The 22490-nt window shown below is 50.1% G+C and carries 13 protein-coding genes; 6 read left to right on the forward strand and 7 right to left on the reverse strand.

The annotated features are described in order from the left end of the window. Positions 1–32: 32 nt before the first annotated feature. The 6 genes from UNDYM_RS26290 to UNDYM_RS26315 all read right to left on the reverse strand — a co-directional run bounded on the left by UNDYM_RS26290 (position 33) and on the right by UNDYM_RS26315 (position 12080). The gene (locus tag UNDYM_RS26290; RefSeq protein WP_162043785.1) at positions 33–1661 is read right to left on the reverse strand and encodes a tetratricopeptide repeat protein; all 1629 of its coding nucleotides are present in this window, start codon (positions 1659–1661) and stop codon (positions 33–35) included. A gap of 16 nt (positions 1662–1677) precedes the next feature. Beyond that, complete coding sequence (locus tag UNDYM_RS26295; protein ID WP_162043786.1) at positions 1678–2271, reverse strand: methyltransferase domain-containing protein; 594 nt, start codon at positions 2269–2271, stop codon at positions 1678–1680. Positions 2272–2355: 84 nt separating this feature from the next. Next, positions 2356–3060, reverse strand: coding sequence for a SapC family protein (locus UNDYM_RS26300; protein ID WP_162043787.1), 705 nt, complete (start codon positions 3058–3060; stop codon positions 2356–2358). A gap of 347 nt (positions 3061–3407) precedes the next feature. Next, complete coding sequence (locus tag UNDYM_RS26305) at positions 3408–4844, reverse strand: tetratricopeptide repeat protein (RefSeq protein ID WP_162043788.1); 1437 nt, start codon at positions 4842–4844, stop codon at positions 3408–3410. 250 nt (positions 4845–5094) lie between these two features. Next, on the reverse strand, positions 5095–10203 hold the full coding sequence (locus UNDYM_RS26310; protein ID WP_162043789.1) for a DUF4214 domain-containing protein: 5109 nt from the start codon (positions 10201–10203) through the stop codon (positions 5095–5097). Positions 10204–10715: 512 nt separating this feature from the next. Continuing rightward, positions 10716–12080, reverse strand: coding sequence for a FecR domain-containing protein (locus UNDYM_RS26315; RefSeq protein ID WP_162043790.1), 1365 nt, complete (start codon positions 12078–12080; stop codon positions 10716–10718). A 204-nt stretch (positions 12081–12284) separates the two neighbouring features. Here UNDYM_RS26315 and UNDYM_RS26320 point away from each other — a divergent pair, with 204 nt between their 5' ends. The 6 genes from UNDYM_RS26320 to UNDYM_RS26345 all read left to right on the forward strand — a co-directional run bounded on the left by UNDYM_RS26320 (position 12285) and on the right by UNDYM_RS26345 (position 19093). Continuing rightward, on the forward strand, positions 12285–12461 hold the full coding sequence (locus UNDYM_RS26320) for a hypothetical protein (RefSeq protein WP_162043791.1): 177 nt from the start codon (positions 12285–12287) through the stop codon (positions 12459–12461). Positions 12462–12494: 33 nt separating this feature from the next. Further along, entirely contained in the window at positions 12495–14375 is a 1881-nt protein-coding gene (locus UNDYM_RS26325; protein ID WP_232063602.1) for a CHASE2 domain-containing protein, read from the forward strand. A gap of 5 nt (positions 14376–14380) precedes the next feature. Further along, positions 14381–15613, forward strand: coding sequence for a M48 family metallopeptidase (locus tag UNDYM_RS26330; protein WP_162043792.1), 1233 nt, complete (start codon positions 14381–14383; stop codon positions 15611–15613). Positions 15614–15730: 117 nt separating this feature from the next. Next, positions 15731–16540: a Crp/Fnr family transcriptional regulator gene (locus UNDYM_RS26335; RefSeq protein ID WP_162043793.1), complete on the forward strand. Its 810-nt coding sequence runs from the start codon at positions 15731–15733 to the stop codon at positions 16538–16540. 39 nt (positions 16541–16579) lie between these two features. Continuing rightward, the gene (locus tag UNDYM_RS26340) at positions 16580–18103 is read left to right on the forward strand and encodes an MBOAT family protein (protein WP_162043794.1); all 1524 of its coding nucleotides are present in this window, start codon (positions 16580–16582) and stop codon (positions 18101–18103) included. 12 nt (positions 18104–18115) lie between these two features. After that, a complete protein-coding gene (locus UNDYM_RS26345) occupies positions 18116–19093 on the forward strand; it encodes a hypothetical protein (RefSeq protein WP_162043795.1) in 978 nt (325 codons plus the stop codon). A gap of 36 nt (positions 19094–19129) precedes the next feature. Here UNDYM_RS26345 and UNDYM_RS26350 read toward each other — a convergent pair whose 3' ends face one another. Beyond that, positions 19130–22489 carry a glycosyltransferase gene (locus tag UNDYM_RS26350; RefSeq protein ID WP_162043796.1) on the reverse strand — a complete coding sequence of 1120 codons (3360 nt, stop codon included), beginning with the start codon at positions 22487–22489 and terminating at the stop codon, positions 19130–19132. Between the last annotated feature and the right edge of the window lies 1 nt (position 22490).

Here is a 22490-nt window from a genome sequence, read left to right on the forward strand (position 1 = left end):
CATGCAGATACGCTCACGCTGCAGGCAAATATTCAGGGGACAAGCAAATGCCTGGAAAATGCTTCGATTACGCCATCAGGTCGCAAATGATGCTCGTCTATATGCCATTGCTGATTCGCCTTCCCACCCCCACCATCGGTCAGGGCAAATACATCAAGAAAATCCATGCTCCTTGCCAACACCTGCTGTTTCAGGATGGTATTAAACAGCATTAGAAACTGGCCGAATTCCTGTAATTGATCTTCACTATAGCCACTTTCATTCACGTGCCAGGCAGGAACGCCACTAATGATGAGCTTGAGTTGACGCGGCTGCGCATGAGCAGCAATAAAATCCAGGAAAGCCACTATGACGTCCTGCACACGCTGTGCCAGGCTGATGCTCGCATTGGTAGTGCTTGCAGTTTTTTTACTGGCTTTCAGGATGCCGCTATCAATACGGCAATCAATTTCGCCTACGGTAATCAATACGCTGGATGCGACAGGCAAGGCCTGCAGATAATGCTGCATTAATTGCTGGTAATGATTGGTTTCGACTTTGCCGATTTGCCATTGCGTACAGCCTTCTATCCACAAGCCTTTGCATTGCAAATGTTGGCCCCGATACGCGACCAGCAGATTATGCGCAGACAAGATGTGGCTTTCACCTATGACATACAGCGTGCCTTGCGCTTGCGGGTTTTGTACCTGCTGCCGGTACATCTGCCACCATAATTGGATCTTCAACATGAAGGCGCAGTAAATCAAAGAACCCTTGTCTTTAATCAGTGCGTTGCCCAGCATGTCTTTTGCTACTTGCAACAAAGCATCTACATTGGCCGGATTACCAAACACATAGAGCAGGATAGCCAGTTGTAGCGCAGCATTTTGTCTGGGAAAGCCAGTCGTGGTCAGTTCCAGTACTTTGGCATAATGCTGAACCGCCTCATTGAGCTGTCCTGTGATTTTATAGACGTGAGCCAGACAGGCATGCAATTCCGGATTGTCAGGCGCTATGCTTAATCCTTGCTGGTAACTTTGCCTGGCCTCAGCCAGTCTTTCCAGTTTCAGGAGTGCATTGCCACGATTATTCCAGGATTGAAAATGACCAGGATGGCTACGCAGCACTTGTTCATAATCGTCAAGGGCCTGCGCATACTGGCGCATGTCCATGTACAGATTGCCGCGATTAAAATGCGTATCAGAAAAATCTGGCTGTTGACGCAGTACATGTTCATAACATGCCATGGCCTCTGCTTCGCGCCCCAAGGCACTCAAGGCATTCGCTTTGTTGTTGAGGACTTCGGCAAAATCAGGCATGGCTGATAAGAAGCGGTCATAACTGACAATGGCATCGGCGTGACGCTCAAGGTCCATTAAAACATTGCCGAGCGAAGCATGTATGATGGTATTGGCTGGATTGATGGAAGCCGCCAAAGTCAATAAATCAAGCGCCTCTTGCAGCTGACCCGCACTGCGCCTGATCATGCCAAGGAATTGCAAGGCTTCAAAATGCCGGGCATCAATGGCCAGGATCTGCTGATAGATGGCGGCAGCATCAGCCAGGTTCCCGGCCTGATGTGCCAGCAATGCCTTTTGCAACAACTGCGCCGCCTGGCTTGCCCCTGCATGGGAAGCAGGGCTAGCGCTTTTGGCCGCAGCAGGTATTTTCTTCTTATGCATATTCAGCGCTTGAAGTTTATTTCAATTGCGCACGCAACAAATTCTCCATCTCAGGAATAGGCCTGGCACTCTTGCTGCCTACCGCCCATAAATCAAAAGCTGACGGGCGCGATGCCGCTACTACAGTCTGAAAGCCTGCACCAGCAAGGGTATTCATCAATACTTTTTGGGTAAAACCGCACCGGTGGGCCATAAACAGATTACCTCTTTCCATGGCTGCGCGATGCCCATACAGGATATCGATAGGTGCAATCGGCCCGGCAGGTGATATGTAGGCGGGTTCCAGTAGTTTATCCTCGGCCACCAGTTTGCAGACCGATACCATATCCGGGCAAGTCACCACAAAGATGCCGTCATCCTTGAGCACGCGCAAGATTTCCTTGAGCGCAAATGGTACTTCATGCGGATACAGGTGTTCAATATTATGGGAGGAATAGACTGCATCGATGGAGCCTGTTTCGACCGCACTCATATCGGTCAGAGTACCTTGTATGTCGGGATTGACCTTGGGATCGATATCGAAACGTACTTCCTGCCATTCATCTGACTGAAAGAAAGGTGTAGTACCAGATTTGTTTTGCGGGCCGCAGCCTACGTGTAGTAATTTCAAAGTATCACCTGTAGTTTAAACCAAAAGAAAATGGGGCATATAGCCCCATTTTCCATGCACATTCTATATCAAGTCAAATACAGATTACTGAACCTGATTTGGACGTGAAGAAGCCAGTGCCACTTTAGGCAGGTGACGGAAAGAGGCCCAGTGCAATTCCAGCAGGGACATCAAACCACTACGCACCCAACGTGCCAGTGTTGCATCATCAAGTGCCAGTACTTTTTCACGATCGACAATACGGAAGCCACCGATCAGGTGAACTTCATCGCCTTCACGGAAGTTGAGGTCTTTGGCAACCAATACGCCTGTGGTTTCCAATTCATTCAGAATGAGGCGGCCTTCACGCAGGTTTTTCTCATAGCTGTTCAGCAGTTCCAATACCTTGCCAAAGCTTGGATTGAATTCAGATTTTTCTGTAAATACCAGTTCGCCTTCTTTGGTGTTGAACTGTGGTGCATCCATATCAGCTGCCAGCACGTAGTCATCAGTGTCACCGATACGGCCCAGAATGAATGGGTAGCGACGTACATGCACTGGTACATAGGCCTCAGTCCATTGATTTTTTTCATTCAGGAATACATTGCGTTCTCTCAAACCCAGCACGGCAATCGGATTGAGCAAGCCGGATTGTGAGAACAACACTGGATAGTACTGTGCTGCCTCAGGAATTTCTGTCGGTGCCAGTGGAGCAGTCGTCAGGCTACGGGCAAACGCAAAGTCAGCAGCTGGTTGAAAGCGCAAAGAGCCATGCAGGTTCTTGTCCAGGGTTTGAGCATTTTGAAACATAGTAAAACTCCAATAACTAGAAAAAGCCCATTTCCATTGATGGCATGGGTTAAGCGCCAGGCTTAGATGGCATTAAATCGCAAATCAGTATTTATTTTGATCAAAACACGCAAAAAGCGACTACTTGCATTGAAATGAAGACGTTTTGGTCAAAATCAAGTGCAGTATTGTATCAGCAGCTTAAAGCGATGGCGCTTTTTTCAGCATATAGGAAGCTTCGGGCAGCTGCATGCTGCAAAATCAAAGCAGACCAGAGTTGCAGGTGTGACTTTATTAATAGAAACGGTCAATGCCTGATTTTTTCATACCAGAGCGGTAATGACATCATAACAGCCCAGTCGCCAATGCTAGCGCTTACGCCATATCAGCAGATAACCCGGAATAGCCTGCAGATTTTCCATTCTGATGGTCTGTGGCAAACATTGCAAAGATGCAAATCCATGTTCAGAGGCTAATTTATCCAGATAATTGAGTTCATGCGCATAACGGCCACTGTTGCGTAGCGTATAGCCTACGCCACCGGGAATGCTAGCAAGACCTGCATCAGCAGCTTCGACAGAAAAGGCAAACACGCCATCGGTGACCAACAAACGGCTGACCTCGGTAATGATCTTATCAAGCTGCCCCAGGTATACAAAGACATCTGCCGCCGTCACAACTTCATAACTTGCACTTGCTTCTTGTTGCGTCATGCTCAGCAAATCGGCTTTGATCAACCTGTGATACAGCTGCCTGGCCTGGGCTTTTGCCAGCATTTTTTCTGACAGATCAACCCCGACCAGGCTCGCAGCCAGTGGTGCAAGTTCTTTCGCCACCAGACCGGTGCCGCAACCCAGGTCCAGTATGCGCCATGCCTTCGTGTCAGCCACACGCAATTGCCTGAGTTCCCGCCCAATAATGACGGGAATCTGGTATTCCAGTACTTCTTGCAAATGCTGGTCAAAACGCTCGGCATAATCATCAAATACCTTGCTGACATAACTGACTGGTGCCTGGGCACTGGCCTGGCCGCTGAGAACGTGGATGAAATGCAGGGCATTGCCGTGTTCCGGGTCAAGGGCGACGGCACGCTGATAGCTGCTGATTGCCTGCGCAATCTGGCCCGCATCCTTGTAAATATTTCCCAGGCTATTATGAATCTCCGCATGGTTGGGCTGCAGCGCAGCAGCACGCTCGGCACATAGTATGGCCTGGTCTATGTCCTTACGCTTTTGATAAATCAAGGCCAGGTTATTCCAGGGCTCGGCCAGTGATGGATTAAGGCTGCTTGCCCGTTTGTAGGCGGATATCGCCTCTTCCTGCTGCCCCATGTCCTTATATACATTGCCAATATTGCTGTGTGCCTCGGCATAGCCGGGCTTGAGCTTGCAGGCTTGCTGGAAACATGCGAGTGCCTGCTCCGGCTGACCGGATTCCCGCAATGCCGATCCAAGATTATTCAGGGCGTAAAAATTCCGGGGATTGGCTTGCAAAGAGCGCTGGATAAATTCTATTGCATTTGCATACTCTCCGAGCTGGTGAGCAGTCACTCCAAATAGATGCAGGGTATCTGCATGGCCCGGCTGTAGTGCCAGGATTTGCTGATAGATTTGCCTTGCCGCCTGAATTTGCCCATTGCGGTGCAAGCCCATGCCCTGCTCCAGCCAGGCAACAATCTGGTTTTGAGCTTCTTGTTGTTGCTTGTCTGCCTGCGCATGCGCCGCATCGTCTGCAGCCATGCAACATTGCTTATATTTCTTCCCGCTGCCACAGGAACAGGGATCATTACGGCTCAATTTTTTCATAGGCGTTCGCAGGGCTGGCAAAACCAGAGACTAAGAATGGATGAAGCTGCATGCTAGCAAAGACTGCGCTTGAATTGCAGAAATTAATAACCAAGCTTGAACAAAAATACCGCTGTCGGCAAGAATCAGCAAGCATAAAAAAACCCACCGCTTTACAGAGGTGGGTTTTTTATTTTTACACAACAGGGAGGATGTTCTCTCCCTGCTGCATGGGTAGCAAGCTACCCATTTTCCTGCATAGCTTACTGAATTAAGCGATGAAGTCGCCAGCGACGATGGAACCTGCGCCAGTGATTTTAACGATAAAGTCAGTTGCGTCAACTGTACCTACAGTGCCACCGATGTTTTGGAAAGCATAAGTACCAGCTGCTGTACCTGCGGCTACAGTGATCACGTAAGCCTGAGTATTCGCTGCCAGAGCCGCGCCAGCTGCAGTTGCTGCTGTAGCGATTGCTGCTGCCAGAGTTGCTGTATCAGCAGTAGCGATGGACAACAGGTTCAATGTTGTTGCTGCTGTACCTGTTTTGAATACGTCAGCGCCAGCAACTTTGAAGTTTGCCACTGTATCGATGTTAGCCAATACAGAACCAGTAGTGATAGTTTCAGCACCAGTTGCAGTTGCAGACAGGTTGATCGTATCAGCACCAGTACCGCCGGTTACTGTGACTGCAGTAGCAGCTGTACCCAACAGGTTCACTGTTTGGCCGCCTGTACCCAGAACAACTACGTCGCCTGTTGCGCCTTTGGAGTAGTTCAGAACTACGCCAGCACCGTTTTCGTTAGTGAAAGTGTAGCCAGTTGCTGCAGAGCCAGTTACGTTCACAGTTTCTACGCCTGTTACCAGAGCAGAGATATTCAAGTTAGCACCGATAGCACCGATGTTCAGTGTATCTGCACCCAAGCCGCCGTCCAGCGTTGTTGCGCCAGCGATTTGTGTTGCTGTGTAGTTGAATGTATCTGCACCTGTGCCACCAACAACGCTCACTGTGTTAGTACCAGCAGTGAATGTGTTAGTACCGTTAGCCAGTGTGAAGCGTTCGATCGCTGCGTTAGCAACGATAGTACCGGCTGTAGTCAGAGCGATAGTTTCTGTGTTACCAGCAGTGACAGTACCTGTGAAGCCATTGTACTGAGCTGCTGTCATGGTGTACACGCCAGTTGCTGCCAATGTCAGGTTTTCAAAGCCAGTGATGTTGGAACCAGCGATGTTAGCACCAGCTGCCAAAGTCAGTGTATCTGTACCTGCACCTGCACTGAAAGTACCAGTGTAAGTCAAAGCGCCCAGAGTCAGACCGTTAGTACCTGTGCCCAGGTTCACATTACCAGCTGTGAAGGAAGCACCAGCACCTGTCAGGTCAACAGAATCATTACCTGTGCCGCCGTTCACTGTAGTGATACCAGTGGTAGTTGCGCCGAAAGTAATGGCGTTAGTTGCATTTGCCAGGTTCAGTGTTTTGATGTTGGTGATAGTACCGCCTGCTGTACCGTTACCAATAGCAACAGTAGCTGCATCACCCAGAGTGATGATATCTGTATCAGCAGCATTACCGTTGACAGTTGTACCATTCAGAGTTGCAGTCAAACCTGTGAAGTTGTCGTTCACGTTCAATGTGCTATTGAATGTTTGGCCAGCTACCAGTGCTGTTGGGGACAATGCTGTACCGCCACCATTAACTGGGTTAGTACCGATATTGCCTGTTGTTACTGTTGCGCCGCCAGACACTGTCACTGCATTGGATGTAGTGATGTTGTTGACGCTGCCACCAGTTGCATTGGAGGAAGATGTTGTGTCGATCACCAATGTGCCGCTAGTTACAGCGATCAGGGACAGATCGATGTTGTTCACACCAGCGATGTCATCAACGATAGTCAGTTGATGTGGAACATTGCCTGTGAATGTGATTACTGGTGTGCTCAGGGACAGAGCAGCACGGGCAGCAACCAGAGCAGCATATTGAGAAGCAGTGATCACAACAGCAGAGTTCGCTGTGATGTTTTCAATACCAGACAATTGTGCACCAGCCAGGTTGATCGCACCGTAAGTCACCAGTGTATCGTTACCTGCACCCAGGTTGATGGTGTCTGTCACAACACGTGCCACTGCATTTGCTGTGGATTGTGCGTTCAGGGAAACACCGTTTTCTGTACCCAGGTAAGTACCGGCAACATAGTTACCCAACAAGACAACGCGGTCTGCACCAGCGCCGAGTTGCAGGAAGTTGGCGCCGCGGGCCAGTGTCACGTCCAGAGCAGATTGTGCTGTCAATGCGCCTGCATCGATGGAAACACCAACAGTGGCGTTAGCAACGTTGACGTTGTCGATTGCACGGATAGTCAGACGTTCTACGTGGGTTGTGGTGTTAGCAGCTTGGTAGCTGTCAACCAGTGCATCAACGATAGTATCGTTCAACTGGATTTGGGACACTTGGGTGACTGCTGTGTCGTTTGTCAGTTCGATGTTACCAACGTTGGAGATGCCGTTGAAGTCACCGATCGCTGCGTTTGTTGCATTGCGCAGTTCGATCACGTCGTCGTTCTTCTGGCTGTTGTTGGTGCTGTTGTTGTCAACTGCACCGCCGTTGATGGCGTGGGAGCCATTGAAGTTGGCATCTGTGAAGATGATACGGTCGGCTGTGCGGGAAGCACCTTCTTCGCCGTTGTAGCTGAAGCGGCTTGTGGCGCTCAGTGTACGTGCGTCGATGACGACTGCGCTTTCAACGGCTGTACCAGCTGTGTCTGCGGCGTTCGCTGCATCATTGGCTGTGTCGTTGTCGTTGACGATAGCCAGAACACCTGCGTTGTTGTTGGCAGCGATCAGGGCATCTGTCAATGTCAGACGGTAGTTACCTGCACCGTCAACACCGGCGTTGTTGGAAGTACCAACCAGACGGATAGTTTCGAAACCGGAAACGTTAGTCCATTCAGACGCGCCCAGAGCGATGGTGTCGCCCAGTGCTGCACCTGTCAGGTCGCCGTCGATGACGAGTGTATCTGTACCAGCGCCACCTACGACTGTGTCGGAGATCGTCAGGCCAGCACGTGTGTCCTGGATGTTATCGAAAGTGACTGTGTCGTTACCAGCACCCATCTTGATGTTTTGCGCGCCGTTGGCTGCACCGCTGGTGGAAACGCGAACGATAACGCTGGCTGTTTCTGCGGATGCATCGATGTTAGCGGCGATCAGTTTGATCTGACCTGCTGTTTTGGACAACTCTTGTACGCCAGCGATGTTGGCTGCTGCGCCGCCTGTTGTGTCGATACGGTACAAACCGCCGTTACCAGCAACTGTGGTGTCGAGGTTCAGGAAGGTTGTTGTGGAACCAGCACCTGCTGTTGTACCAATCGTGATGGTGCCTGTGTGGGCAGCAACGTTGGCCAGGGCAACTGTGTTGGATTCTGTATCAGCATCAACCAGAGTGATGTTTTCTACAGCGTTGGTGTTCAATACGAAGTTGAAACGTGGGTCAACGTTCAAACCTTCAGCGATAGTGACAGCAACTGTATCGGATGCACCAGTCGCAGTCGCCAGATTGGCGTTGATGGTGGATTGGCCGATGGCGTTGGAGCCTGTGTCGCTATGACGGATGGTGATGGCTGCAGCTTGACCAACACTCAGGTTGTTGAGTGTGAACACGTCTGTACCAGCGACTGGTGCGGAGTTCGCAGGAGCTGCTACGTTGGTGTTGGAGACGTTGCGGACCAGTACGCCTGTCACATCTGGCAGTTTGGCGAAGTCAACTGTGGAAGCGGCGTTGTTCAACAACACTTGAACTGCTTCTACTTTGGTGATGATGGAGGAACCAGCTGCACCGGCTGTGACGTTGCCGCCGTTGACGATAACCAGAGTATCTGTACCGTCGCCGCCTGTGATGCTGTCGCCTGTTTCTACTGTGTCTGCCAGGTAGAATGTGTCGTTACCAGAACCACCAGTGATGGTGACGTTTTGAACGGAACCGGAGGTGTCAGCTTTACCTGTGGTGAAGATGCCATTGCCGAGGTTGAGTGTCAGGTTGCCTTTGAATGCGGATGCATCAATGGCGGACAGACGGCCTGCTGCTTGCAGGATACCACCGGAGAAGTTGGTGGATTCAATGGTTGTTACACCATTGACAACATTGGATGTCTGGGCCAGTGTGAGGTCTTTGTCGCCAGTGATGATGACTTTGCCTGCTGTACCTGTGTCCATTGGCAGATTCAGTGTGCCGATGTTGTTGGTGTTGCCTGTGCTGTTGATGGTCAGTGTTTCGTAACCTTGGTTGGCAACGCCTGCGGCGGATGTGCCGGAAACGTTTTGACCAATGTTGACTGTACCAACTTGAACGTCGGACAGGTTCAATGTACCTGTGTTAGCGCCGAGCAGTGTGCCATTGCCGAAGGAGAATTCAACCACGCCTGTGTTGTTGGCGTTGGTGCTGGTCAAATTCATTGTTTCTACAGCTTGCTTGATGTTTTCAATACGGGCTGTGTTGGTACCTGCTGTGGAGGCGATACGGTTGATGCCAACTGTTTTCAAGCCAGTGCCGTCTTGCAGGTCAACTGCAACAACAGCGTTGTTGTTGACGTTGTTGCCATCAGCGGAACCTGTGAAGGTGAATGTGGCTGTCTGGATGTTTTTGAGCGTTGGTGTGACGATCGCTGCGCCGTTGTCATTGGAGTTACCCAGTGTGGCGGTCAGTTTGTTGTTGGCTGTAGCGGATGTGTTGGAGCCTGTCAGGACGTCTTCGTCTTGCAGGGCATTCACACGGGAACCACCGTTTGGTGTGTAGACGAGGCCAGCTGTGAAGTTTTCAGCTGTGGCGATGTCTGTGTTGCTTGTCAGTGTGAAGTCTTTGACGCCGCCGCCATTGACGATGGATGTCAACACTGCATCTTGAACTGCGATTTGGGATGCTTGTGTGGCGGAATCCAACACTTTGCTCAACCAGTCCTTGGCCAGGGCTGTGTTGGCTGGCAGGGAGTAGGCAACGATTTCTTCGTTGGTGTCGATGGCTGTTGTGAAGGATGTCGCTGCAGCAACTTTGGAGTCAACAGCAACTTTGTCTGCACCGGTAGCACCACCGAGGATGGCCAGAGCGGCTTGACCCAGGGTAACTTTGCCGTTCAGCAGTTGGCCTGTCCAGTAGTTGAGACCGGCTACGTCAGCTTTGTGGCCGAACAGGTTGTTGTAAATGGTGTTGACGGTGTCTTCTGTTGTTTTACCAGCGAATACGGTGGCGTATTCTGCTTGTTTGGAGAAGCTGTCGGCGATTTGGTTCAGTGTCAAACCTTGGGCCATCCAGTACGCCAGACCATTTGGGTCTGCTGGGCGGTTGAAATATGCGATGTAAAGCTTTTGGATATCAGCAGCTGTATTAGCCATTTAGAACTCCTAATTTATGATTTAAAAGGTGCGAAGCTTGCTTTTTAGGCACTTACTCGCGTTACGGCAAGCAGATAATCGCAGAAGCACCCAACTGAAGATGTGACTGAAATCACATTTTCAAAAAAAAGCAAAACTTAACAACATTTGGCTTGTATTCCGAAATTTTTCATTTGCTCTGCAGAAACAGCTTTCAAATGAAAAGCCTAGATATGACTTTGCCAACCTACAATTATAAGGCCTGACTTGAAGTAAACCAAAATGAATATTTCGTTACATCAAATTACAAAACCATTTACATACTTCAGTATTAAATTAAGTACCAGAAAAGCCTGGCAATACACTGACCTGAACGACACTTTTAAGTTCAAGGCATATATATACAGTCAATATTATTTATGCACTTAATCGTGTCATACAAATAAAAAAAGGCTTCCGCAGAAGCCCTTTTTTATTTAAGACTGTTTAAGACTGGTTTGAGCTAATTATTTAGCACAACCTGGCACGAGCACTTATTGCTTGCCCCAGTTTGTCACCCCGTACACCATACGGGTGCCATCTTCATTTAATTTGGACTGGAATATATAAGCAGCTGTACCACCCTTTTCATTGGTCACAACACCTTGCACCGACATGTTGGCAGCAGGCACATATTGGTTAGCACCATACAAGATACCCGTGCTGGTCACAGAGCCCTCACCTTTCAAGGCGAATCTTTCGCTACCAGAAACAACATCAAACCCTGTAGTGAAGGTCGCCTTGGCAAAATCCAGTTGCAATTTGGCGTTTTCCAGCTTCGCTGCTGACTCCAGGCTCTTGATGTTATCAACAACAACCGCCTGGCTATCTTTCAGGGCAAAGCCCATAGACCCTGTCGTTGGCACTTGCCATTCGGTATTTTTAGCCTGGAAAATAGCAAAATACGAATTAGTACCACGTGGCGATGCCCCATTCTGGTCTTGCTTGGTAATGTCAAAGTCAGCCTTTTGGCCAAACAGCTCAAACCAGCGGCCCCAGATAATGGTATTCGTCAGGGCAGCGCCATTATTATTACCTGCACCAGTATTGTTTGGTGTCTTGTTGGTGTTGGAAGCCAGTGTCTGTTTGACACCACCAACCTTGCTGGGATCGAGATTAGGATCCGTTGCAGCAGGAGCAATCAAAGCAGCGCTGCTACCAGTTGCAGATTTGCTAGCCGGCTCATCAGCCCTTGGAGGGGCGATGGCGTCTGGCGTCAATCCTGGCGCAGATTGCAATAATTGCGGCTTGTTCTGACCTTTATTGATCTGCAACAACACACCTTGCTGGCGGGCAAACAATTCGGCTGCAGCCGCGCCTTCACATGGACCTGCACCCTGTGGAGAGCACGCGCCGCCGAAGCCGCTGACGACAATACCGCCATCAACTACGACTACCCGTGTTGTATCCTTGTCAGTGAAAACCGTGAAATCCGTACCACGCACACCAATAGCGGCAACCGGCGTATTAAAGCGGAAATTTTGCCTTGCCTGCTTCACAGCATTACCCGACACACTACGCGCCACGCCAGAAATCAATTCCAGCTTGACGCGGGTATTCGCAGGATTTTGCTGATCAATATGGTAATTGACAATACGTGCCTCGCTATTCGGACGCACGATCAGCAAGCCATCATCTGCGGCTTTCAAATAAATATAGCCATCTGCGCCAGTTTTGATAATGGCACCCTCGGCAACCGCGCTATCAACACTAGCCGATTTACCGTTAATCTCAACTTTACCCCACACCTGAGACACTTTGACAGCATCCTCTGCAAATGCCATCGCAGGAATCGCCAGCACGAAAGCCAGCGTCCACCTGACCGCCTGGCCCAGCACATTCTGTGTTTTATTCTTCATATTTCATCCTCGCTTGCCCTGAAAACCGGCAAAGTCTTTCATACCGTCGCACATTGCGCCGGTTCGCACAGATCTACACCTGCACATATTTTTAGCATTATCCTCTGATACGCAAAAAATATTGTGACGACGGTCACAATTTACAAATTCAAGCTACTATAACAGTTTTTTGCTAAGCCATTGAAATCAGAAGGATTATCATGAATGCGCAAAGAAATACAGGATAAGCAAGTATTTTCACAAAAATCGGCTTCAGGTTTATTGCTGTTCCGCAAAAAGATGTACAAGCTTCAACATATTTTATTTAATCCGGCTTATGATGCTGCCAAAATCATTTTGACTGCTATGAACTTCCAGATCACCTCATTGCCCTGTGAATAATTCAACGGACCTTATTACGCAATCATGAGGCCTGTGTCTGAGTTTTTTTTGCGTATTTCTGCCAAAACCTATTTGTGGCTGCTGATCGCTGTCATGACAGTGGGCTTGTGTGCGCTGAATGAATATTTGCCGGAAAATGGCAGGCCGCTACCAGGCGATGAATGGCTGCGGGATCAGTTTGTGCAATTGCGCGCAAAAGACCAGGCAGAAGAACGACTGGCATTGATCGATATTGATGATCACAGTATTTCCGTTTTGGGAGCAGCCCCATGGCCGCGGGAGCGCATTGCCGATCTGATAGAAAAACTCATCACCGAGTTTGATGTACGTGGCGTTGCGCTAGATATTTACTTTGAAGAACATAAAGACACGGTAGGAGACCAAAGACTGGCGGCATTGGCGGAGCATGGCCCGGTGGTGCTGGCACAAGCCTTCGATTTTGACAAAAACAAGCAGACACCGGCACGCAATGGCCAACTGACAGGTGGCAAACCAGTTGCAGCTTTTAACCAGGTCGAGCTGGCCAATATGGCGCAGGCTACCGGCTATATTGCCAATCACTCTGGTCTTAGCAATGCGCGTTATGTCAGCAATATTGGATTTGTGCCTGATCTTGACGGAACTTTAAGGCGGATTCCGGTTCAGACTCGCTTCGACGGAAAAGTTTATTCAGAATTGTCACGTGCTTTACTGGAATGTTGCTCCAAATTGAACGCGAATCAATTGTTTGCGCACAAAAGCCGCTTTTCAGATGTGGATGAAAATGGATTTTCGCGCGTTGAGTACAGCCGGACATTGTCTTCGTACGAGGTCGTACCTGCCTTGAGTGTATTGCAAGATACGACACCACTTGAGGCTTTGCGTGGCAAATACATCATCATAGGATCATCTTCGCTGGCACTGGCAGACCGGGTACCAACTCCCCTATGGTATTCAACCAGTGGTTTTCTGGTACATGCCCAGGCCCTGAGCACCATGCTTGATGAGCACGAAGGCAGGGCGTATGTGAAGTGGCCAGGACGTTTGATCGCTTTATTGTTTACAGTACTGACAGCAGGGGTGGCGATGTTCATGTTTCCGCGCTTTTCTGCCTGGTCAAATACCCTGATGCTGGGCCTGGCTTCGTTGGCCTGGGTAGCACTGGCTTATCTGGTGGTTGATCACGACATGTGGTTTTCCCCGATTGGTCCTCTGGCAGCAAACTTTTTTTTATTGGCGGTTGCGGTGCCTTTTGGCTGGCAGACTGCACAACGCAAGTCGAGAAGATTATTGGGAACCCTGCAACAATATGTCGCCAAAGCAGTGGTGCAAGAATTATTACGCAGTGATTTGAAAGACCCGCTGGCACCAAGACAGCTACATGTGACGACCCTGATTGCGGACATGGAGGGGTATACCAGCCAGGTAGAAAACTTGCCTATGGAAGGGGCGGCCAATCTGACACGGGAATTTCTGGAATGCCTGACCGGCCCTGTACTGGCCAAGGGCGGCACTCTGGATAAATATACTGGTGACGGCCTGGTAGCATTTTGGGGCGCGCCGCTGCCGGTAGAAAACCATGCCGACCTGGCCCTGGATGCCGCGATAGAAATTGTCAGAAATGTCAGGAAATTGAGTGCCCAATACGAACAACAAGGGAGAAAAAAGATTAGAGTCAGAATCGGAATAGAAAGTGGCATTGCAATTGCAGGAGATTTTGGCAGTTCTTTCCGCAGCATCTACACTGCCGTTGGCGACAGTGTCAATACGGCCTCACGTCTGGAGGACGCGGCACGTCACTACCCGCACGACATCATCATTGGTAAAGGTACGGTTGAAGGTTCAACCAGACATCAATTCCAGGCGCTGGGTGAGCGCCTGCTGAAAGGCAAGGAAAAGCCAACTACCATCTACACGGTAGAGGTTACTGCATGAGGATGATGCACAGAATAGCGCGTCAATTACCATTGCTGATGCTATTGCTCATCTTTGGCAATACAGTCGCAAAAGCCGACAATGAAGCTGAAAGCGAAAACCTGTATCTGGAAGCATTAAAAGCCATCAGCGAAAAACGCAATGATGATGCCAAAGCCATGCTCAGCACCCTGATAGAGAAAAAACCCCTGCATGCCGGTGCCTGGCTGGATCTGGCCATGCTGCAATGCAAATTGGGCAATAAAGAAGAAGCCGATAAGGTATTGCTTAAAATGAAGCAATACCTGCCTTTATCAGAAGAACAATTGTATAAACTGGAATTATGGCAACCCAAGAGCTGCATTCCCGCCACGCCAGAGAGGCGCATCGCCATTGCTGTAGAGGCCGGATATGACACCAATGTGAATCAGGGGGCTAGCAATCCTTTTTTCACTTTCGGTAGCGGCACTGAGCAAATTACCTTGCAGCTTTTACCAGAATATCAGCCCAAAGCGGACCGGTTTGCCGGATTGTCTGGCAATATCTCCCAGGAAATCAACAATAACGGCACCATAGGTTTTGCCCAGGCACGTCTGCGCAGTTATGACAGCCTGAGCGCCTACAATACTCTGGCACTTGCCCTTGGCGTGGAAAAACCATGGAAATGGCGGGATTACGGCATCCGGGGTACTGCCCTGGTCAGCGCACTGAGCCTCGGTGGTACGCTGTATCAAAAACAGGAAATTGTACAATTGCGTTTGTCGCCAGCAGTCAGCCAGGGCAGTTCCTGGCGTTTCAGCACCATGGCAGGGTTTACCAATGTACAGTACCCTACCCTGGGGAATTTCGATGCCCACACCTGGGAATTACGCGGCCTGTTATCCTATGAAACCCAGAAATACCAGCTGCAAGCTGGTTTGGCAGCAATGGCCGACCGGGCTCATGCAGACAGACAGGGTGGCCACAGGACTGGCTACTATGGAAATTTAAATCTGAGGCGGCAGTTATCCCAGCAAAGCGAGCTGGAATTAGGCTGGAGCAAACAAATATGGCAAAGTGCTGAAATTTACTCGCCCAACCTGATAGATGTAGCAAGGCGACAAGATCTACAGCTTGTAAAAGCGGGGTTGAATTGGTATTTCACGGACAAACAGTCGCTGCAACTGGAATTCCGTGCGATAAATAACAAGGAAAATATCTCCATCCTTCAATACAATAGCAAGTCGGTACAATTGAGCTGGCAATGGCAGAACTTCTGAATCTGGATTTTTATGCCGACGTCACCATTTACTATATCGATGAATCAAGAAATATTGAAAACGAATGAAGGGCCATCACCATCGCAAGTCATGGGTTCTTCACAATCGGATTGACCAATGACGGTATCAAATAACGAAGTCGCTGTTATTCACAACAAGGCACCGGCCGGGGAGTCGCAAGCGCCCCTGCCTGGGCAACTGCAATTAAATATCCCCATACAGACCAAAGTGCAGGTCAAGGTCAACCAGATCACGGTCAACTTGCGCAACATCCCTTTGTTAATGGGTTTGAGCGATGAAGACATGAACAAGGTAAAGAGTGACATGCGCGTGCGTCACTTCAATAAACGGGATGTGGTGTTGCAAAAAGGTGGTATCGGTGACAGCCTGTTATTTTTGCTCTCAGGACAATTGCAAGTCGTCGATGTCACTGAAGATGGCCGCGCAATTGGCTTGCGCATGCTCAAGGAAGGTGATTTTTTTGGTGAAATCGCCATCATCAATGGCACGCCACGTTCTGCCTCGGTAGTCGCTCTGAGCAACGTGCTGGTGGGTTTTTTACCCAGTGCTACGGCACTGCATTTGTTTTCACATTCACCAGCAATGGCAAACATGATGTTGCGCCATCTGGCCGAAAAAATACAACGCGATTCTGAATTCCGTGCTTTGCTCAGCATAGGCAATACTTCACGCCGCATCTATGCCTTCATCGCCCTGTTCAAGAAAATCATGCCCGGCAATCTGGAAGTTATAGAAAACCTGCCCACCCATCAGGATATTGCCATGATGATCAATACCAGCCGCGAAACAGTCACCCGCGCGCTCCTCCATCTGGCCCAGCAAGGCATAGTCGAAAAAGACTTGCATCGCCTGATCATACGCAAACCCGACGAATTGCAGAAACTGGCGCTGGGCGTTACTGCGTGAACGCAGTAACCGGCATGATCCCAGGCCTGACTGCACACCATGTTATTTAATTCCTTTGCATTCCTGTTCCTCTTCCTGCCCGTCACCCTGGCAGTATGGACGCTGTGCCAACGTCAATGGGGATTAAGGCCCGCACTGGGATGGTTGGTGCTGGCTTCACTGGTATTTTATGCAGTCTGGGATGTGCGCTATCTGGTGGTGCTCCTAAGCTCAATCAGCATCAATTTCTGGCTTGGTGGCCGTATCCTGAAAGCCAGGCAGCAAGCGCTGGACCTGCATGCAGCAAGATGGATGAAAGCAGGCATCATCTTTAATCTGCTGGTACTGGGCGGTTTCAAATACACCTATTTTTTGCTCGCCAATCTGTTTGCGGCATTCCATGCGGCACCACCAATAGACCCCATCGTTCTGCCGCTGGCTATCTCCTTTGTCACCTTCCAGAAAATCGCCTATCTGGTTGATTGCAGACGCGGTGACGTGCACAGGCATAATGCACTCGACTATCTGTTTTTTGTTTCCTTTTTTCCGCAACTGATCGCTGGGCCTATCGTGCATCACAAGCCCCTGATTGCGCAAACCAGGGCAGACGACAATCCACTATTCAGGCAAAAAGAAGCACTCATTACCGGTGCCTGTTTTCTGGCATTAGGCCTGTTCAAAAAAACCATACTTGCTGACAGCATGGCTCGCTATGCCAGCCCGGTTTTTGAATTGGCCAGGCAGACAACACCGGGTGGCGAAGCGGCATGGCAAGCCATGCTGGCATATACCCTGCAATTGTATTTTGATTTTTCTGCGTATTCAGACATGGCGATAGGCCTGGCGCTGATGTTTGGCTTCAAGCTGCCCATCAATTTTTTCTCACCTTATAAAGCCACGTCCATCATTGATTTCTGGCGGCGCTGGCACATGACACTGTCGAGTTTCTTGCGCGACTATCTGTACATTCCCCTGGGTGGAAACCGTCACGGCCAATTCATGCGTTACCGCAATCTGTGGCTGACGATGTTGCTGGCGGGTGTGTGGCATGGTGCAGGCTGGAATTTCTTCTTATGGGGTGCTTTGCATGGCAGCGCGCTGCTCATCAATCATTTCTGGCACCATGTATTGGAAAGCAGTCCCACGCTCACTAAACTCTGGGGCAAACTGCCGAAGACAATTGCGGTTGCGGTGACTTTCATTCTGGTCGCTTTTGCCTGGGTACTGTTCCGCTCACCTGACATGACAAGTGCGGCACACATGTATGCCGCCCTGTTGCAACCTGGTTCAGGTACATATCTGCCTGCCTTGCCCTGGCAAAATCTTGCCCAGGTAGTTGAAGGATTATTGAGCACTTCACCGGATGTCGGCTGGTTGTGGATAGGCATAGGCATGGCTGTTGTCTGGCTTTTGCCAAACACCACGGAATTACTGAATTACGACCCCAGCCCGAATATCGCCATCACACCACTCAGCGAAAAAAGACAAATCGCTTTGGGCATCATTACAGGCATCTGTTTGTGGTTTGCACTGAAATGGATGGCCGTCCGTCCAGCCACAGAATTTTTGTATTTTAATTTTTAGACGAGCGAGGATATGAAAAAATTCTTGCTCGCTTTGACTGGCAGTTTCCTGGCTCTTAGCCTCTTATGGGTAGTCGGTATCAAATATCAGTTGGGCTCGCCAACAGCCAGTTCACGCTGGGTCTATGATGCCTACCAACATAAAATCCACGCAGCACAAGAAATCAAATCACCACGTGTATTTATCGTGGCAGGTTCAAATGCCATGTTTGGCATAGATTCAGGCATGCTGGAAAATTACTGGCAAAAACCTGTCATCAATCTCGCAGTCAATGCCGGGCTGGGCCTGCCTTATATACTGGATGTATCGCGTCGTGTTGCTCACCCTGGCGACACTATACTTATGCCCATGGAATATGCGCTTTACCTCGATGAGGGCAAAGCCAATTCACAGATTATCGACTATGTCATGGCCAGGGATCTCGATTACTGGCGCAGCCTGTCGCGCATTACTCAACTACAGTATGCAGCAGGTTTGGGAGCAGACCGCTGGCTGCATGGCCTGCGACATTTGCCTGATGGCCCGGTCACCAGCGGTACTTATGGCGCCCATCATCTCGATGCAAGAGGTGATCAGACCCACACCAGCGCAGCAGAACGCAGCACTGGCGATATCGCTGCAGTCAAAGCGACCAAGGTCTGGGATTATGCGCACAGGGCAGCCACAGAAACTGGCGGCTGGAAGCTCATGGGAAATTATGCGCAATGGGCAAAGGCCAACAACATCTGCCTGATCGCCATGCCTACAGTGCTGCTGCATCATGCCAAATACGATACGGATGCTGAAGATCTGGCCTTTTACGCAGGGCTACCGGAGCGCATGAATAAGCTGGGCATAGAATATCTGGGCAAGCCAAAAGACTTCATGTATCCGGAGAGCTGGTTCTTTGATACTGACCACCACCTGCAAGACTGGGCCAGGCAAAAGCATACTACAAAGCTGATCGCTTTACTGCAAACACGTTCTCAGGCAGCTTGCGGCCGACCATAAAAAAAACGGCGGAATATATCCGCCGTTTTTGTACGTTCAGATGCGACCGATATCAATATCCAAAGCATTCGCAATCCCATCAATCGTATTCAACAAGCGTTGTGACAAGGCGGGCCATTGTCTGGTGGCAGTCCAGGCTTTCGCCTGTATTGCTTTCTGTTTCAGCCTTAGCCCATCATGCAAAATGGCAGTGATGCCTTCAGCAATATCCGCAGGTTCAGTACCGGGCAAAACATGCACCGCATCTTTGACATCATCAAAAATCGACAAAGGCGTCACTGCCACCGGACGGCCAGAAGCCAGCCCCATGCGCACTGCAGCGCTCGAAGATTCCTGTGTTTGCTGATACGGATACACAATCAGGTCGGCCTGTTGCAGCCATGACTGGCTGATCTCATCACTCAGATAATCAGACAGAAAAGTCACATGCGCTTCCAGACCAGACTCATGGATAAGGTGACGACATTGATGGTATTCATGGTCGGACAAACCTGATGGATAGAGTGAATTCACCAGCAACAAATGATAATTTCCACCCTGCCCGCGCAATTTTATGAATGCCTTGATCAAGGCTTGCACGCCTTTATGCGGCAACAGGAATCCATAAGCAGCAATCACGGTCTTGCCAGCCATGCGCGCAGTATCCACCCTGGATGCAGCATGTTCCAGCGTCGGCATCAGGCCTTGCGGGAAAAACACCAGATTATCCGCAACACCAAGGTTCTTGAGCCGGTTCATGTCATCCAGGCCATGCACGAAGATACGGTCGGCCAACTTCAATTCAGCAGCAATCGTAGACAGGCTGATCAGCCCATCTTCTCTTTGCACATCCGCGGTTGAATGGAAAAATACATGAATGGCCTTGCCATCTTCCTTGACACGTCTGATCAGGCGCGCCATGGCTGCCAGTGAAAAGAAACCGAAATTGTATTGGACAACAATCACATCGAGTTTCTGTTCCTGGATCATCAGCCAGGTGTGCTCCAGATCCTCGCCCATGCTGGCATCCCAACTACGGATGACATTGTCAGCATCGCGCGCTGTTCTTTCAGGGATATGGCTGCTCAAATAAACCACCCTGTCCTGCGGCATGCCAGCAGTCAGGAAAGATGAATAAGAAGCGATGCCACAACGCGCATTCCAGCTACTGATCCAACCTATGCGCGGTTCCTTGCGCAACAGCGGTTGTTGCTCAAGCGCTGCAATCGCCTGGCGGGTTCTGCTGGCGACATCTGACCATGCATAGTGCGTTGATATAAACGCATGCGCTGCTGCAGTTTTTCTGGCGATGACATCTGCCGGGCTGGCATGTACTTCCCGCATCAACGCAGCCAGATGATTGACATCAGGATCAGCCCAAGCTGAATGCGTAGAACTGAAATGCGAAGTTGATTTGGCGAATTGATAATCACATAGCCAGACCCTGGTATCCTCGCAAAAATCCATCTGCCCACTCCATGCAGTAGCAATCACTGGCAGTTTCAGCCACATTGCTTCAGCTATCGGCAAGCCATAACCTTCACCACGGCTGGGTGCAACCAGCACATCACATGCCTCATACAGACCTCGCATTTGCGCCTGGCTATAGTCATCCATGATGATCAGCACATGCGGGAACTCCGGATCAGCGGCCTGCAGTGCCGCCAATTGCTCAGCCACATCATTATGCGGATTGGGGAAAGTCTTGATGACCAGGCTGACATCATCACTGGCCCGGTAAGCCTGGCCATAAGCTAGCAACAAGGCATCCGGCCCCTTGCGCGGGAAACAGGATGAGACATGCAGGAAGCGATAAGTCTTGAGGCTATCCAAAACAGCCTGCGGTACCGTCAGCGCAGCAACACGCATGACATGATCAACACCATTGCCAACAGCAGCAATCGGCACACGCACACCATTGTCACGCAAAACTGTGCCAACAAAGCGCGACACCACCAAAATCAAATCCAGCTTGCGGTTGAATTCATTGACAAACTCTTGCGGGAAACCAGTCTCCTCCCAACCATAAGAATTCACCACCCTGACGCGTGCCTGCATGTCATCCAGCGTCGGCGGATAGCAATTGCGCAGGGCCAGGTCAGGCATGTTTACTGCCTGCTGAGAGACAGTTTGCAATTCAGCGATATCGGGATTTGTGGCCAGGAAATCTGCCGAGGCGACGAAATCACCATAGCCTTCTCGGCTGCGCAAACCCAGTTGCACAGCCTCGTCTTTTTGGGATACCAAGGCCCGCGCCAGTTCACGGTTAACGATAGCCAGGCTATAGGTAGAATCGAAGGGGCCCTCTATCTGCCACAGGGGCTTTTGCTGTTCACTGGTAGCAACTGCCCGTTGAGGAATTTGCGTACCCAATTTTTGCAAAAAATCTTGCAAGTCCGTCTGAATTTTTTGACGTGAAAAACGCTGAATATTTTGTCGTTGGCCAGCAATAATACGGCGGCGCAAAGCTGGTTCCGTCAACAGCATATGCACATGCGCAGCACAAGTGGCCGGGGTCACGTCAGCATCCAGCAAGATGCCTGCGCCGCCCATGGTAGAAGTGACACCTTCGGTAGCACGCGCAATCACTGGCACATCATGCAGCATGGCTTCGACCAAAGGCATGCCAAAGCCTTCATGCTCGCTAAGGCTGACATAGGCGTCAGCATTGCGGTACAGGGCCAGCAAATCTTCATCCGAAATTTTGCCTGTCATCAGCACCTGTGCATCCAGCTTCAATTCAGCGATGTGGGCACGTACTTCCTGCTCATACGGCATGCTGGTGACGCCACCCGCCAATATCAGGCGCACTGGCTGGCGCGAGAAGTGGCGCAATTCATCAAGCATGTCCAGTAATTGCAACTGGTGCTTGTGCTCGCACAGGCGGCCAACAAACAGGATATTGTGGGCGCCACGCAAGCTGTTCATCAGCGCCGTGTTATAGCTGTGATGCTGCCAGCGCATCACATCGACCAGTAAGGGAATGGTCGTTACATCTGTATGACCAGCGGCATGCAACTCTGCACTGTTCAAATCAGAGTCACCAATCGCAGCCTGAAAATCCTGCGCCCACAAGGCCAGTTGCTGCCTGCCCAGCATGCTTAATTCAGGCAAGCCATTGTCGGGTAAAAACTGCGGTGGCGTAATGTTGTGATACACCAGTACCTTGCGCGCCTTGATGTCTTTGAGCCAGCTGCAATTCTCATAGCCCAGGCTGTGATGCACCAGCAAAATGTCATCCTCAGCAAGCTGCAATTCGCTATAGTGCTGCACTTCATTACGTACTTCATCCTGCACCAGATCGCAATAGATGGCGGATGTAAAACCCATCTCGCGCAAAAGCTTGCGGGTAAAGAACATGCCATTGCTGACGCCGTCACCTCTTCCACAGGAAGGGCTGAATTGATGTATCTGCATC

Origin of the sequence: Undibacterium sp. YM2 (assembly GCF_009937975.1) — a bacterium.
Lineage (GTDB): Bacteria > Pseudomonadota > Gammaproteobacteria > Burkholderiales > Burkholderiaceae_D > Undibacterium.